The 16,470-nt window shown below is 37.5% G+C and carries 15 protein-coding genes and 1 riboswitch; of the genes, 3 read left to right on the forward strand and 12 right to left on the reverse strand.

Annotated elements, in window-relative coordinates; translation table 11 throughout:
* The first annotated feature begins 243 nt into the window (after positions 1–243).
* Together IGL42_RS09150 and IGL42_RS09155 are read left to right on the forward strand one after the other, a co-directional pair.
* Entirely contained in the window at positions 244–1,464 is a 1,221-nt protein-coding gene (locus IGL42_RS09150) for a GNAT family N-acetyltransferase (RefSeq protein WP_002356813.1), read from the forward strand.
* 23 nt (positions 1,465–1,487) lie between these two features.
* Positions 1,488–1,967 carry a nucleoside 2-deoxyribosyltransferase gene (locus IGL42_RS09155; RefSeq protein WP_002362885.1) on the forward strand — a complete coding sequence of 160 codons (480 nt, stop codon included), beginning with the start codon at positions 1,488–1,490 and terminating at the stop codon, positions 1,965–1,967.
* Positions 1,968–2,001: 34 nt separating this feature from the next.
* Here the strand turns inward: IGL42_RS09155 and clpB are convergent, their stop codons facing one another.
* From clpB to IGL42_RS09205, 10 genes are all read right to left on the reverse strand, one after another.
* The gene (clpB, locus tag IGL42_RS09160; RefSeq protein WP_002362158.1) at positions 2,002–4,608 is read right to left on the reverse strand and encodes an ATP-dependent chaperone ClpB; all 2,607 of its coding nucleotides are present in this window, start codon (positions 4,606–4,608) and stop codon (positions 2,002–2,004) included.
* Between the two features lie 270 nt (positions 4,609–4,878).
* On the reverse strand, positions 4,879–5,250 hold the full coding sequence (locus IGL42_RS09165; RefSeq protein WP_002372129.1) for a DoxX family protein: 372 nt from the start codon (positions 5,248–5,250) through the stop codon (positions 4,879–4,881).
* A 183-nt stretch (positions 5,251–5,433) separates the two neighbouring features.
* Positions 5,434–6,729, reverse strand: a complete 1,296-nt coding sequence (purB, locus tag IGL42_RS09170) for an adenylosuccinate lyase (RefSeq protein WP_002356808.1) — start codon at positions 6,727–6,729, stop codon at positions 5,434–5,436.
* Positions 6,730–6,771: 42 nt separating this feature from the next.
* Positions 6,772–7,887: a 5-(carboxyamino)imidazole ribonucleotide synthase gene (purK, locus tag IGL42_RS09175; RefSeq protein WP_002382795.1), complete on the reverse strand. Its 1,116-nt coding sequence runs from the start codon at positions 7,885–7,887 to the stop codon at positions 6,772–6,774.
* 327 nt (positions 7,888–8,214) lie between these two features.
* Positions 8,215–9,534: a nucleobase:cation symporter-2 family protein gene (locus IGL42_RS09180; RefSeq protein ID WP_002382793.1), complete on the reverse strand. Its 1,320-nt coding sequence runs from the start codon at positions 9,532–9,534 to the stop codon at positions 8,215–8,217.
* 2 nt (positions 9,535–9,536) lie between these two features.
* Positions 9,537–10,118 (reverse strand): xanthine phosphoribosyltransferase, encoded by a 582-nt coding sequence (locus tag IGL42_RS09185; RefSeq protein WP_002356804.1) that lies wholly within the window; start codon positions 10,116–10,118, stop codon positions 9,537–9,539.
* Between the two features lie 154 nt (positions 10,119–10,272).
* A riboswitch (purine riboswitch) is annotated at positions 10,273–10,370 on the reverse strand.
* Positions 10,371–10,516: 146 nt separating this feature from the next.
* A complete protein-coding gene (locus IGL42_RS09190) occupies positions 10,517–11,203 on the reverse strand; it encodes a hydrolase (protein ID WP_002356802.1) in 687 nt (228 codons plus the stop codon).
* Positions 11,204–11,222: 19 nt separating this feature from the next.
* Positions 11,223–11,864, reverse strand: a complete 642-nt coding sequence (locus IGL42_RS09195) for a glycoside hydrolase family 73 protein (protein ID WP_002366997.1) — start codon at positions 11,862–11,864, stop codon at positions 11,223–11,225.
* Between the two features lie 99 nt (positions 11,865–11,963).
* Positions 11,964–12,143, reverse strand: a complete 180-nt coding sequence (locus IGL42_RS09200; RefSeq protein ID WP_002384259.1) for a hypothetical protein — start codon at positions 12,141–12,143, stop codon at positions 11,964–11,966.
* 59 nt (positions 12,144–12,202) lie between these two features.
* On the reverse strand, positions 12,203–12,727 hold the full coding sequence (locus IGL42_RS09205; protein WP_002382789.1) for a hypothetical protein: 525 nt from the start codon (positions 12,725–12,727) through the stop codon (positions 12,203–12,205).
* Between the two features lie 166 nt (positions 12,728–12,893).
* Between IGL42_RS09205 and IGL42_RS09210 the strand changes: the two genes are divergently transcribed.
* On the forward strand, positions 12,894–13,853 hold the full coding sequence (locus IGL42_RS09210) for a Gfo/Idh/MocA family protein (RefSeq protein ID WP_002410804.1): 960 nt from the start codon (positions 12,894–12,896) through the stop codon (positions 13,851–13,853).
* Positions 13,854–13,899: 46 nt separating this feature from the next.
* Here the strand turns inward: IGL42_RS09210 and asnS are convergent, their stop codons facing one another.
* Together asnS and IGL42_RS09220 are read right to left on the reverse strand one after the other, a co-directional pair.
* On the reverse strand, positions 13,900–15,252 hold the full coding sequence (asnS, locus tag IGL42_RS09215) for an asparagine--tRNA ligase (protein ID WP_002410803.1): 1,353 nt from the start codon (positions 15,250–15,252) through the stop codon (positions 13,900–13,902).
* A 16-nt stretch (positions 15,253–15,268) separates the two neighbouring features.
* Positions 15,269–16,468: a pyridoxal phosphate-dependent aminotransferase gene (locus tag IGL42_RS09220; RefSeq protein WP_002362163.1), complete on the reverse strand. Its 1,200-nt coding sequence runs from the start codon at positions 16,466–16,468 to the stop codon at positions 15,269–15,271.
* Positions 16,469–16,470 lie beyond the last annotated feature (2 nt).

The following is a 16,470-nucleotide window of genomic DNA, read 5'->3' on the forward strand; positions in this document are numbered from 1 at the left end:
TTGCCTCATTTCTTTTAAGAAAAGCTAGCTCCCTGCTAGCTTCATCAATCAATTGTTATATTTTAGTTGCCTTTTTTATCAAATTATCATGTTTAAAGGTCTAGGATAATCAGCACTTTTCATTATACCAATTTTTGAAGAAGATTTAAAGCACTTCCCTTTTATTCTTTTGGTTTCGAAAGGCTAACAGAGTTTCGAAAAATTTGGTATACTAAAAACAGTAAATTTATTGGAGATGGAAAAATGGATGAACAAGAATTTCGAAAGCAACTGACCTTAAAGCCTGTTGAGGAAGAACACATTGATCAATTTAATGAACTTCTTTCCTATGTTTTTCAAGTGACTGAAGCAGATATTGAAGAAAGTGGTTTTGAAAACAAACGCGCATTTATCAAATCAAAACAACCGATTTTAGAACTTTCAAAAGTATTTGGCTGGTTTCACGAAAATCAATTAATTTCACAAATTGCTATCTATCCATGCGAAGTCAATATCCATGGCGCTTTGTATAAAATGGGCGGCGTTACTGGTGTCGGTACCTATCCTGAATATGCCAACCACGGCTTAATGAAAGACTTGATTCAAACGGCATTAGAAGAAATGCGCCAAGATAAACAGTGGATTTCTTATCTTTTCCCTTACAACATTCCTTATTACCGACGTAAAGGTTGGGAAATCATGTCCGACAAGTTATCTTTTAAAATTCGGGATACACAATTACCAAAAACCGTTCCAGTTCCAGGAATGATTGAACGATTAGCTGTCGATCACCCAGATGTCTTTGATGTCTATGCGCGATTCGCTCGTCAAAATCACGGCGCGCTCATTCGTAGTGCCTTCAACTGGGAAGAATATTGGCGTTTCGAAAACGAGGAAGAACGGACTGCTGCTGTCTATTATGGTGCCAATCAAGAACCTTTAGGAGTACTTTTCTATTGGGTGGCCGATGAGGTATTTCATATTAAGGAAATGTTTTACTTGAACCAAGAAGCCCGAAATGGCTTGTGGAATTTTATTACTGCGCATTTTTCGATGGTTTATTGGGTCAAGGGCGATATCTATAAAAATGAACCACTAGCCTTTCTTTTAGAAGACAGCCAAATTAAAGAAAGCATTGAGCCCTATTATATGGCTCGAATTGTTGATGTCAAAGCCTTTTTAGAAAACTTTCCTTTTGAAAGTACGGCTAAGCCCTTCCATTTTGTCGTTAAAGATCCTGTTGCTGAGTGGAATAATGGTATTTTTGGCTTAATTTGGGATGAAAATGATCAAGTAACCATTACGGATGAACCTTTAGGCACCGCCGTTCACTTAGATATTCAAACACTAACTTGTTTAGTCATGAATTACCGACGCCCTTCGTACTTACATCGAATTGAGCGCATTGATACAGATAAAGAAACTTTAAATTCTTTGGAACGGATTTTTCCTGACCAAGAAGCTTATTTTAGTGATTATTTCTAAACCCTTGGATTGGAGACAGACAAATGACAAAAATTTATTTTGCAGGACCTTTATTTTCGCAAGCTGACTTACGTTATAATGCCTATTTAGTCGAACAAATTCGACAATTGGATAAAACAATCGATCTTTATTTACCACAAGAAAATGCGGCGATTAACGACAAATCTGCTTATGCCGATAGTAAAATGATTGCCTTAGCAGATACAGAAAACGTCCTTGCTAGCGACTTATTGGTTGCTTTATTAGACGGTCCAACCATTGATGCGGGCGTAGCTTCCGAAATTGGTGTTGCTTATGCCAAAGGAATTCCGGTGGTTGCCCTTTACACAGACAGCCGCCAACAAGGTGCTGATAATCACCAAAAGCTTGACGCTTTGAGCGAAGTCGCTGAAAATCAATTCCATTATTTAAACCTTTACACAGTTGGTTTGATTAAATTGAATGGTCGGGTTGTTTCTTCAGAAGAGGATTTGTTGGAAGAAATTAAGCAACGATTGTCATAATAAAAAAGAACGAGCGAATTCGCTCGTTCTTTTTTTATACTTCTTCTATTGGTTCATTTTCAAAAACTAATTGATTGTCTAATAGACTAATCGTGACTTTTGTTTTTGGCATTACTCGTCCAGAAACAATTTCTTTTGCTAATGGTGTTTCGACTTCGCGAGTAATGAAACGTTTTAACGGACGAGCTCCATAAGCTGGCTCATACCCATTTTCAGCAATCCATGTTTTAGCTTCATCAGTGATTTCCAACACAATTTCTTGTTGCTCTAAACGATGAGCAAGTTGTGCGGTCATTTTACCAATGATTCCTTTCACATTATCCAAGCTTAATGGTGTAAATAAAATAGTATCATCAATTCTGTTTAAGAACTCTGGTTTAAAGTGTCCTTTTAGAATATTCATGACTTGATTTTCAACTTCTTCTGGAATTGTTCCTTCAGGTGTCACACCTTCCAATAAAAGCTGAGAGCCGATGTTACTTGTCATAATTAAAACCGTATTTTTAAAATCAACGACCCGACCTTTAGAATCTGTCAAACGACCATCATCTAAAACTTGTAATAAGATATTAAAGACATCTGGGTGCGCTTTTTCAATTTCGTCTAATAAGACAATTGTATAAGGGTTTCGACGAACAGCTTCTGTTAACTGGCCACCTTCTTCATAACCAATATAGCCTGGAGGGGCACCAACCAAACGAGACACGGCATGTTTTTCCATGTATTCACTCATGTCAATCCGTACCATATGATCTTCAGAATCAAACAAATCTTCAGCTAAAGCTTTAGCAAGTTCTGTTTTACCAACACCAGTTGGTCCTAGGAAAAGGAACGAACCGAGTGGGCGATTTGGATCTTGTAAGCCTGCTCTTGAACGAATCACCGCATCACTAACAGCATCGACGGCTTCATCTTGACCAATCACACGTTTGTGTAATGTTTCATTCAGTTTCATTAATTTTTCTCGTTCGCCTTCAACTAATTTTGTCACAGGAATGCCGGTTAAACGACCGACCACTTGCGCAATTTCGTTTTCAGTAACCGATTCTTGTACCATTTTGACGTTATCTTTAGCGTTCTTTTCTTCCAATTCTTTCAATTCATGTTCTAATTGTGGAATTGTTCCATGACGCAAAACAGCAGCTCGTTCTAAATCATAATTATTTTCAGCATCTTCTAATTCGTGTTTTGCTTTATCAATCTCTGCACGTTTGTTGGAAACCGCATTAACTTCTTCTTTTTCCGTTTCCCATTGCATTTTCATTGAGTTGGCTTCTTCACGCAAATCTGCTAATTCTTCTTGCAAGTTGGCTAACCGTTTTTTACTTGCATCATCTGATTCTTTTTTCAAGGCCGCTTCTTCAATTTCTAGTTGCATTAACCGACGTGTTACTTGATCGAGCTCTGTTGGCATCGAATTCATTTCCACTCGAATCGTTGCGCTTGCTTCATCGACTAAGTCAATCGCTTTATCTGGTAAGAAACGATCAGTAATATAGCGATCGGATAAAGTAGCGGCAGCAACTAAAGCATTGTCATGAATATTCACGCCGTGGTGAATTTCAAATCGTTCTTTTAAGCCACGCAAAATAGAAATTGTATCTTCTACTGTTGGTTCTTTGACTAATACTTTTTGGAAACGACGTTCTAAGGCTTTATCTTTTTCCATATATTGGCGATATTCATCAAGCGTTGTGGCACCGATTAAATGCAATTCACCACGTGCTAGCATCGGTTTTAATAAATTCCCGGCGTCCATACTGCCTTCTGTTTTACCAGCTCCGACGATATTATGAATTTCATCAATGAATAAAATGATTTTGCCATCACTTTTTTTCACTTCTTTTAAAACAGCTTTTAACCGTTCTTCAAATTCGCCACGGAATTTTGCTCCCGCAATTAAGGCACCCATATCTAAAGAAAAAATGGTTTTATCTTTTAAGTTTTCGGGAACATCTTTACGAACGATTCGTTGTGCTAATCCTTCAACAATCGCTGTTTTACCAACACCTGGTTCACCAATTAAGACTGGATTATTTTTAGTTTTTCTTGATAAAATCCGAATAACGTCACGAATTTCTTCGTCACGACCAATGATTGGATCTTGTTTTCCTGCTTTTACTTGTTGTACTAAGTCAACACCGTATTTTTCTAGTGCTTTATATTGTTCTTCCTGGTTTTGAGAAGTCACACGATCTCCTCCTCTCATCTCTTCAATATTTTTTCTTAACTCTTTTTCCGTAATGCCTTGTTGCATTAAATATTTTGTTAAACGATAATTTTTCAATTTCATTAAAGCTAAAAGTACAATTTCGGTTGATAAAAATTCATCTTGGAATTCTTCTCGAAGTGAATCAGCTTCTTGCAATAAATGGAACAAATTTTGACTTAAATTTTGACCATATTGTACATTACCGCCTGCCACACTTGGATATTCATCTAACGCGTTATCTACTTCTCGTTCAAATGCGTCAACATCTAAACCAGCATCTGTGTAAAAATTACGCCCAAAATGGTTTGGTTGAAGAAAAATTTTCCATAAATGTGCGATATCAATTTCTTGATGTTGCCGTGTCACCGCAACTTTTTGAGCTTCAGCAATCGCCTCTTGAAGCGTGGTTGTCATTTTTTCAATATTCATAAACGATCCCTCCCGTTTATTGTTTTCTCTTTTTTATTTTAACATTCTTTACAATTATTATTATCCGACTTTTGATGGATTTCTTCAAAAGTTAAGGTATTCGTAAACCTTATAAATTTATTATACCCCATTGGTCAGTAAAGGTCAACAAATAAATTGACCTTTTTTGACCTTTTTGATAAAAAAAACCTAAAACAACTAAATATCACTGTTTTAGGGCTTTTTTCGCAATCACAACTAGTTTGACCAACTCTTTATTGCTTTGATTTATTAAAAATAAAGTTTTAACGTAAGATACTTTTTATCGGCATAGCTAATCAAAATAGCCAAACTGGTTATCGCTAAAAATAATTCGTACTCATAACCACTAAAACCACTTGCCAAACCAAAAGAAAAAATAGCTCCGACTAAAACTGCTATGAATCCTACTGATACCAAAGGAATTAAAAAGCCAATAATCATAAATAATCCACCAATTAATTCAATTGCTGCTACACCATAAACAAAAAGACTTGGCAAACCAATACTAGCAAAAAACGCTAAAGCATCTTCCAATGACGTTACTTTCATCACTCCATGAATTAGCATCGTCACCCCTAGCCAAATTCTAATCACTTGAATGCCTCGCTGTTGTTTATCCATACTTCTCCTCCTTTGTTTGCATTAAATAGTTAATGTAACTATTTAAGTTACATTATAAAGGATACATCGAAAAAAGTATAGAAAAAAACAAACGTATTTAACAATACGTTTGTTTTTTAATCCTTCAGTTTATAACATTATAAGAGAAAAGCGAGAAGAATCATCCTCCTTCTCGCTTTCTTGTTACCCTAAACCAACACGTTCAAAAATCGTATCAACATTTTTTAAATGATAATGGTAATCAAAGGCATCATCTAGCTCTTCTTTTGATAAGACAGATGTAATTTTTTCATCCGCATCTAGCAACGGACGGAACGCCGTTTGATGATCCCATGCGTAAGCTGTTTTTGGTTGGACCAGATCATACGCTTCTTCACGTGTCATGCCATGATCAATCAATTTTAACAAGACACGTTGGCTATAAATTAGTCCATAGGTCGCATCCATGTTACGCTTCATATTTTCTGGGAAGACCGTTAAGTTTTTGACAATATTACCAAAACGATTCAACATGTAATTTAGTAAAATCGTCGTATCGGGAATAATAATCCGTTCAGCAGACGAGTGAGAAATATCTCGTTCATGCCATAAACTCACATTTTCAAAGGCAGTAATGACATGACCACGAATCACACGTGCCAAACCAGTCATATTTTCAGAACCAATTGGATTCCGTTTATGCGGCATTGCCGAAGATCCTTTTTGTCCTTTTGCAAAAAATTCTTCTACTTCACGTGTTTCTGATTTTTGTAGACCACGAATTTCTGTTGCAAATTTTTCAATACTTGTCGCAATTAATGCCATGGCAGAAACATATTCTGCATGTAAATCACGTGGTAAAACTTGTGTCGAAATCTCTTGAGCACGGATCCCCAAATGTTCGCAAACATATTCTTCAACAAATGGTGAAATATTGGCAAAGGTACCTACGGCTCCACTGATTTTACCCGCTTCGACACCTTTGGCTGCATGTTCAAAACGTTCAATGTTGCGTTTCATTTCAGAATACCACAACGCTAATTTCAAACCAAATGTAGTCGGTTCTGCATGAACGCCATGCGTTCTTCCCATCATGACCGTATGTTTATACTCTTTGGCTTTGGCTCCGACAATCTCCGTAAATGTTTGTAAATCTTTCCGTAAAATATCATTCGCCTGTTTCAATAGATAACCATAGGCAGTATCCACAACATCTGTGCTGGTTAACCCATAGTGTACCCATTTTCGCTCTTCACCAAGCGTTTCTGAAACGGCACGAGTAAAAGCGACAACATCATGACGTGTTTCTGCTTCAATTTCTAAAATACGTGCAACATCAAATGATGCATTTTCTCGGATTTTTTGTACATCTTCTTTAGGAATCTCGCCAAGTTCTGCCCAAGCTTCATCCGCCAAAATTTCAACTTCTAGCCATGCCTTGTAGCGGTTCTCATCTGTCCAAATTGCGCCCATTTCGGGTCTTGTATAACGATCAATCATTGTGCCTTATCCCCTCTTTACTCCTCAATTTTTGAAAAATAATTACGACCAAATCTTTGTTTCTTTAATTTCTTCCAGTGTTTCATCGATTTCTTTGGTTAATATAGTAATATGCCCCATCGCTCGTTGCGCTTTTGCTTCACTATGGCCATAATAGTGGAAATGCCAATCTGGATGTTCATTAATAATGTCCATCGTTTCATAGGCTTCATTCCCAAGCACATTGACCGTAACCGCTTCTGACAACAGTTGAATCGTTGGCATTGGCCAATTACATAAACCACGAATATGCGTATCATATTGGCTAAAAGAACAAGCATCTATTGAAAAATTCCCAGCATCTTCTGGACGAGGTAAAATTTTATTTACATAAATCCCGCCTGTTTCTGTATAAAACATTTCAATTGAAAGGGTGCCGACTAAACCAACTGCTTTAGCAATCACCTTAGCAATTCGTTGCAACTCGCCACTGACTTCGTCATCAATTCGGGCTGGCGCAATCGTTTCATGTAGCTTACGCTCTTTTTTAATTGTTTCCACAACTGGAAATGTCGCAAATTCGCCACGACCATTACCAGAAATCAGAACAGATAATTCTTTTTCGTAAGGAATCCAAGCTTCCAAGACACAGGTTCCTTCTCTCAGAAGATTCATGGATGGCGCTAAGTCTGAAGTACTATGTAGTACATAACGACCTTCCCCTCGCGTATTCTTCAAGATACACGGATAACCAATGCCATCAATTGCTTCTTGAATATCAGTCGGACTAACAATCGTTGCATAAGGTGCAATCACAATATTATTATCTTCCAAGAAACTTTTTTCCATTAAGCGATCTTGCGTAATCGCTAAAATGTCTGTTCCTTGTGGTATATTCGCTAAATGTTGAATCGCTGTTAACGCATCAACATCTGCATGTTCAAATTCATACGTAATCACTTGGGCACGTTTTGCCAATTTCTCTAACGCTTCAGGATCATTATATGCTCCTAATAATTGCCAATCGGCAACTTGTGCAGCAGGACAATCAATTTGTGGATCTAGCACACCCACTCGAAACCCCATTTCTCTTGCACTAAGGGCCATCATTTTTGCTAAATGTCCGCCACCAATGATACCAATCACTTGACCAGGTAATAGTGGTTTATCCAAGTTCATCACAACTTTCCATCACAGTTTTATCCTTAAAATCCTTCTGCGGTTTCTCGTCGCAGTCTAGCCTTTAAGAGTGCTCTTTTTACATGATACAAGGAAAAAGGCTCAACTTCAAGTGCCAGCAGTGTTTCCATTAGGTTTTCTCATCAGAATTTATTAACATGCTTTAGGATAAAACAGCGGTAACTTACTACTCGTCTCTTTGTAACCAAGCTTTTTTCTCTTTTTCTCTTCAAATTGATGAAAACATTAAATTTTTCTAAACGATGATGAGGTCAAAAAAGTATGAAAGAAAAGCCACCTGACCTTATCTATCATACTTTTTTGAAACTATTCGTTACTTTCTGAGGTTTCTTTTAAACCATTGAATAAAAGATTTAAAATAATTGCGGTAATGCTGCTCATGACAATTCCATTACCAGTAAACATGCTAACAGTTTCTGGTACTTTATTAAAGAGCGTCGGCATAATATTAAAGCCTAAACCAAAGCCAATCGAGATGGCAATAATTAATAAATTTTTGTCATTTGAGTAGTCAACTTTTGACAACATGCGCATTCCTTGGACAGCCACCATTCCAAACATAACCAGCATTCCGCCGCCTAAAACTGGCTCTGGGATAATTTGGGCCATCGCACCAATTTTTGGTAATAAGCCTAAAATAATTAAGAAAAAAGCAGAAAAATAAATTGGTCGACGTGTTTTGATCCCAGATAATTGAACTAACCCGACATTTTGAGAGAAACCTGTATAAGGAAACGTATTAAAAATCCCCCCTAAAATGACGGCTAAACCTTCTGCATGATACCCACGACGTAAATCATCTTCGCCAATTTTCTTCCCTGTAATATCTCCTAAGGCAAAATAAACACCTGTTGATTCAACCATACTAACAATTGAAATAATAATCATCAACACAATAGAAGAAAGATCAAACGTTGGTTTGCCAAAATAAAATGGCTGTGGAAAATGAAACCACGTAGCTTGACCAACAGGAGATAAATCCACTAATCCCAGAAACGCAGCTAAAATTGTGCCGCCGACTAGGCCGATTAACACGGCAATTGACTTGATAAAGCCACGTCCCCAAACTTGCACAACAATGATTAAGGCAATTGTTACAAATGCGAGGAGCAAGTTTTTAGGATCACCAAAACTTTTGTCCGTTGCTAAGCCGCCACCCATTTTTTCAACAGCAACAGGAATTAAGGTCAAACCAATAACTGTAATGACTGTGCCGGTGACTAAAGGCGGAAATAGACGTTTAATTTTTGAGAAAAATCCTGCAATAAGAACGACAAAAATGCCCGAAGCAATAATTGAACCGTAAATTGCACCAACCCCTTTGTTCGTACCAATCATGATTAAAGGCGCAACTGCTTGAATGGCACAACCTAAAACGACTGGCAAGCCAATCCCAAAAAACTTATTCACCGTTAATTGTAAAAGTGTCGCAACGCCGCACATAAAAATATCGATTGAAATCAAATACGTCATTTGTTGCGAATCAAAATTCAAGCCGGTTCCGATTAATAAAGGTACGGCAACTGCTCCAGCATACATCGCTAATAAATGTTGCAATCCTAAAACGGCGGCTTTCCCATTTGGTGTTTCCGTCTGTTGTGGTGTATTCAATTGTTTTGTTTCCAAGATTATGCATCCTCCTCTAAAAACGTCACCGTTCCTTCACTTAATGAAGCAATACGTGCTAAAGAGACTACATTTAAGCCCATGTCTTCTAATAACTGACGACCATCTTGGAATGATTTTTCAATTACGATACCAATTCCTTCAACCTTTGCACCAGCCTGTTGGCATAATTCTACCAACCCTTTGGCAGCTTGTCCGTTAGCTAAAAAGTCATCAATAATCAACACTTTATCAGCATCAGATAAAAATTTTCTTGAAATGGAAATTTGACTTGTCACTTGTTTTGTAAATGAATAAACTGAAGCCGTTAAGAGCTCTTCATCCATGGTTAAACTTTTTGCCTTACGAGCGAAGATCATTGGCACGCCTAATTTTTGCGCTGCGTATAAGGCAGGAGCGATTCCTGATGCTTCAATTGTAATTACTTTGGTAATGCCTGCTTCTGCGAAAACCTCAGCAAAACGATTACCCATAGCCTCCATTAATTCTGGATCCACTTGGTGCGTAATAAAACTATCTACTTTTAAAACACCTTCACCTAATACACGGCCATCATTTTTAATACGTTCGACTAATTCCTTCACAATATGAACTCCTTTACTTATTTTTCGATAGATGCTTTGTTCTCATCCTGAGGAAAGGACGGTTCGTTAAAAACGAACGAAATAAAACAAAGTGCTATTTATATTCGTGTTCTAACAAAAGAAAAAAGCCCATTTTGCCAAAGCAAAAAAGGGCTATCCGCTCTTCTTCACTTATAGACCAGCATTTACGGTGCTGGGTAGAGACGGTCAACCGTATTTTGACCTTATACAAGCTTCTATGTTTCTCTAGGATAGTACAAAAATCTCTAACTTTCAATGGTTTAACAACTTTTTTTCATTAGAATTTTCAAATAATTGGTTCATTCTTCCATTGTTCCGTAAAAGCGAACATTAAATAGCTAAAAACGCTTTGGCAGTCTATCCTGCCAAAGCGTTTTTTATTCTTCATCGGTTGCTTTTTCTTGTTCACGATATTTTTTCATTTTTTTGCTGAATAATTCACCGTTACTAGGGGGCGTATATGTAATAGCATTCGCTCCGGCGATAATGGTTTCATGAATACTCGATTCAGTTGGTCCTCCTGTTGCAATAATCGGTAATTCTGGATACTTGCCACGGAAATAGCGTACGGTGGCTGCAGTGTCTTTTCCTGCACTGATATTAATCATATCCACGCCAGCCGCAAGTTTTTCATCAATTGGTGTATGAATAGAAGTTACTGTGCTGATAATAGGAATATCGATTGCTTCATCCACCATTTTAATTGTTTCAATTGGTGTAGGACCATTCAAAACGACACCCATTGAGCCTTGTGCTTCTGCAAATAAACTCATATAAGCAGAACGCATGCCTTGCGTTAAACCGCCGCCGACTCCTGAAAAGACAGGAATATCCGCTGCTTCAATAATGCCTTTTGTAATCGCTGGATGCGGTGTAAAAGGATATACAGCAATCACTGCCTGTGCATCCGTATTGCGGATAATCGCAATATCTGTCGTAAAAATAATTGATTTTATTTTACGGCCAAAAATTTTAATGCCACTGGCTTGCCGAATAATCTCTGGCATTTTTACAATATCTTGTTTCAGCGGCGTCATAATTTCTGGAATCCACTTTTCGCTCATTGTCATCGTTCCTCCATGCTTAACGGTCGTATTTATTTAAATTGTATTCTTCAATTACATGAATGATCTTATCAGCGTATGTAGGATCCGTTGCGTATCCAGCATCTTGAAGCGCTTGTGCAGCCTCTTTATAATTTTTGGCTAACAAGACTTTTTCATATAAATTTGGATCCCAATCGACCCCATCAACAAATAACTTGGTATGATCTCGCATGGATTCTTCCCAATTGTCATAAACTCGAAAATCACCCTGAATTGTAATCCAGACCTCATTGACATACTCTTTTGTTTCTAAATTGACTTTTGGTTGATTGCCATATGCTTTAATCCCAAAAAGATTGTTATATTTCGATGCTAATTGACTTTGTCCAAAATTTGATTCTAAAACTGCTTGTCCCATAATAATACTTGGTAATACCCCGTAAGATTCTTGTAATTCACGTGCATACGGTGTGATTTCAGCAACAAATTCTTCTTTTGAGATGTTTTCATTTTGGCGATTGACTGACTCGCTTTGTCCCTTATCTGAATCAGAAAGGACAGATAACGAAAAGACAAAGGCCAAACCGACGACAACTACGCCTAAGAATAACTTTGGCAAATTCAGCTGCTTTTTTCTTTTTTTCTGATAGTTGCTCACTTCATTAATTCCCCACTTCATCTTTTATTTTCCGATAAAATGTTTCACTATCTTTCACTTTCGTGATTGATTTCATTTGTTACTATAACCGAATAATTGTATCATTTTCACAGAAAATTATCAACTTTCATCACTGCTTACGCTCGTGATTTCAGTACTTGATTCAGTGGTAGCAGTTGAAGAAACTGTACTACTTTCAGAAATTTTAGTGGATGATTTCACTGTTGTTTCAGTTGATGTGTGAACAGATTCTTCAACTGGCTTTTTGCCAAAAAAGACAAAAATTACCGCACCAAACATAATAATCACAGATAAAATCCCAGCAATTGTGTATTTCAAAAGACCATCCTTCCTATTCGTTATTCACCTACGTAAGTATCCATCAGATTTTCATTGACCCAATCTAATAATTCAACTTTTGAACCTTCCAATTGTCGTTGAATCGTAGCTGGTAACCGGAATGTAATAATATCATCAAAACCCCATTCACCATAGGCCAGCGTCACTTTCAAATCAATATAACCAGCAGCAATTTCTTGTTCTTGTTTATTGTTAGGAATTAATTCTACAACGCCCAAATCAGATTGTAGCCATTTTTTGGCAATTGTTGTTTTTAACCGTTTATATTCCGAAACAGCTAGGTTACGTTTTTCCGGAAATAAGATGGTTTGGCGGAGTATTTTTTGAGTCAGCATCCACTCATAATCCGTAAACAAATTCTTAATTTTTTGCATGACTTCATTGTCCAAACCAAATTGGCCTTCTTTCCAAGCTTGCCAATCGGCTGCTTGAATTTGATAAGCGGAGTAAAAATTTTCTTCTGTTTGATACTGTTCAATAATTGCGTCAACAATAATATCTACATAAACTTGATGCATAATCATTCGCCTCCATTTTCTATTTTACTGAAATTCTCTAAAAAAAGCATCTTTTTATCTCTGGATTTTATCATATTTACAAAATTGTCCTTGTTTTCTAATTTCTCTTGTTTACAGTATAATAAATAATGAAGAAGATTTGAAGAAATTGCATAGATTAGGAGGACTTCTTTTGACAAAAAAATTATATCAATGGGGCATCGTCGGATTAGGTGGGATTGCCCACGAATTTGCTTCAACGTTTAAACAAGAAACTAGCCAACTTGCAGCTGTTGCTTCACGGACATTGACTAAAGCAGAACAATTTGCCGCTGATTATTCAATCCCTAAAGCCTATGGTTCTTATGAAGAATTGCTAGCAGATGAAACAATCGATGTTGTTTATATAGCAGTGCCAAATAAACAACATGCTGAACACATTTTAAAAGCGCTTCAGGCCGGAAAACATGTGTTGTGTGAAAAAGCTATTACGATGAACGCGGCAGAATTAAAACAAGCCTTGGCAGTTGCAGAAAAAAATGACCTTATTTTAGCAGAAGCCATGACTATTTTTAACATGCCACTATACGACGAATTACGTCGCTTGATGGATGCTGGCAAATTTGGTCAGTTAAAAATGATTCAAGCACCATTTGGAAGTTACAAAGAACCCGATCCTAAAAATCGCTTTTTTAATCCTGACTTAGCAGGCGGCGCATTGTTAGATATTGGTACTTATGCGGTTTCGTTTGCTCGTTGGTTTCTCAGCTCACAGCCAGACGTTTTAGCTTCTAGCATGGTTCCCTTCTCTACTGGCGTTGATGAACAATCGGTGACATTGCTTCGGAATAAAGAAAATGAGTTGGCTACTATTTCATTAACATTCCAAGCAAAAATGCCAAAGCAAGGAATTGTTGCTTTTGAAGATGCCTATATTACCATTACAAATTATCCACGTGCAGATGAAGCAATCGTTCACTACAATGACGGTACGGTTGAGACCATCGTTTCTGGGTACTCAGCTGAAGCCATGAATTATGAAATCTATAATATGGTTGAAGCAATCAAAGGTACTCAACCCAACCGCTCCTTATTTTTCACGACAGAAGTCATTAATATTTTGGACCAGATGCAAAAATTATGGCAGAATTAAAAAAAGAACTTCGGCTTTTGCTGAAGTTCTCTTTTTTATTTGTTCTCTATGGATAAATACGGTTTAACATACGTGGGAACGGAATCGCTTCACGAATGTGTTCATTACCAGTAATGAACGTAACAGCACGTTCTAAACCTAATCCGAAGCCAGAATGTGGCACAGAACCGTATTTACGTAAATCTAAATACCAGCTGTATTCTTCTTCAGATAAGCCAAACTCAGCAACTTTTTCTTTCAAATAATCATAATCAGTTGCACGCTCTGAACCACCGATAATTTCACCATAACCTTCTGGTGCAATTAAATCGGCACAAATTACAACATCTTCACGTGTTGGATGTGGTTTCATATAGAAGGCTTTAATTGCTTTTGGATAATTTAAAATGAATGTTGGAACGCCATAGTAATTTGAAATAAAGGTTTCATGTGGGCTACCAAAGTCTTCGCCCCATTCAATGTGATCATAATCATTGTTTGCTTCTTCTTTTTGTAATAACTCAATCGCATCATCGTAAGTAATACGTTTGAATGGTTCCAAAACGTATTTCTCTAGTAACGCTGTATCACGTTCTAAAACATCCAATGGATATTGTTGATTTTTCAATACTGATTTAATTAAATGTTTTACGTAGGCTTCTTGAATATCTAGTGATTCTTCATGAGTTGTGTATGCCATTTCTGGTTCAATCATCCAGAATTCCGTTAAGTGACGACGAGTTTTGGATTTTTCCGCGCGGAAGGTTGGTCCAAAAGTAAAGACTTTTCCAAATGCCATCGCACCAGCTTCTGCATATAATTGACCTGTTTGTGATAAGAATGCTGGTTGTCCGAAGTAATCTGTTTCAAATAATTCTGTTGTGCCTTCTGGTGCTGAGCCTGTTAAAATTGGGCTATCAATTTTAATGAATCCTTGTTCGTTAAAGAACTCGTAAGTAGCACGAATAATTTCGTTACGAACTAACATGATTGCATGCTGTTTGCTTGAACGTAACCATAAATGACGATGATCCATTAAGAAATCTGTGCCGTGTTCTTTCGGCGTAATTGGGTAATCTTCTGAAGCGCCAACGACTTCTAAATCAGTGATATCCATTTCATAGCCGAACTTAGAACGACTATCTTCTTTGATAACACCAGTAACCATGACTGCTGTTTCTTGTGATAAATGTTTAATTTCTTGGAATTTTTCTGTACCAGCTTCTTCACCAAAGGCTTCAATGAAGTTTGGTTTGAACACGACACCTTGGAAAAAGGCTGTCCCGTCACGTAATTGTAAAAAGGCAATTTTCCCGCTTGAGCGTTTGTTAGCAATCCAAGCGCCAATTTTTACTGTTTCTCCAACATGTTTGTTTGAATCAATAATTTGAATTTGTTCCACGTTTGTCTCTCCGTTCATTTCTTAGTTTATTCTTTTAGGCGTTGTGCTGAATTCGTTTCTTTTCTATAAAGTCGTTCATTCGCTCAATCGCTTTTTCTAACGTCATTAAATCTGTCGCATAGCTCATCCGCACATGTTCTGGTGCACCAAAGCCCTCTCCCGTTACCAGAGCAACATGCGCTTCTTGTAATAAATCTTCCACCCAGTTAGTCACGTTATCATACCCACAAATTTCTAACGTTTTTTTGACATTCGGGAATAGATAAAAGGCGCCTTCAGGTTTTATTAGCGAAACGCCTGGCAAAGCTGCTACTTTTGGATAGATATGATTTAGGCGTTTTTCAAAGGCCTGACGCATGTCTTCAACTGTCGACTGTTCACCTGTTAAAGCCTCAATTGCCGCATATTGGCTAACTGCGACTGGATTACTGGTGGATTGTGAAGCCAGTTGTGTCATTGCTTGAATAATTTTTTCATCACCGACTGCAAAACCAATGCGCCAGCCTGTCATTGCATATGTTTTGGAAACGCCATTAATAATGATTGTCTGTTGACGAATTGCTTCTGAGATGGTTGCAATTGGTGTGAACCGATGTCCATTGTACACCAAACGACCATAAATATCATCTGCAATAATGAGGATATTATGAGCAACTGCCCATTCACCAATTTGGCGTAATTCTTCTTCCGTATAAATAACACCAGTTGGGTTAGATGGTGAATTTAAAATGATTGCTTTTGTTTTGTCCGTTCGTACAGCTTCTAATTGTGCGACTGACACTTTAAATGATTGCTCTTGCGTGCTTGATACAAATACTGGCTTGCCTTCTGCTAACTTGACTTGTTCACCATAACTTACCCAATAAGGGACAGGGATAATCACTTCGTCCCCAACGTTCAAAATGGCTTGAAATAATAGATACAGCGCATATTTGGCACCATCTGTCACAATAACTTGCTTGGGTTGATAACGAAGTTGATATTCTCGTTCCACATAAGAGACAACTGCTTGCTTTAATTCAGGAATGCCGCCAGAAGGTGTGTAATAACTTGCTCTTCCATCCTCAATTGAAGCAATTGCTGCTTTTTGAATATTTTTCGGGGTTACAAAATCTGGTTCCCCAACCGTTAAGCTTAAAACATCTACACCTTTTGCTTTTAATGCTTTCGCCTTGGCGGCAGCTGCTAATGTAACAGAAGGAGTCAATTGCTGTGCTCGATTTGATACGTTCATAC

This window comes from Enterococcus sp. DIV0712 (genome assembly GCF_050554855.1).
In the GTDB taxonomy this organism is placed as follows: domain Bacteria; phylum Bacillota; class Bacilli; order Lactobacillales; family Enterococcaceae; genus Enterococcus; species Enterococcus faecalis.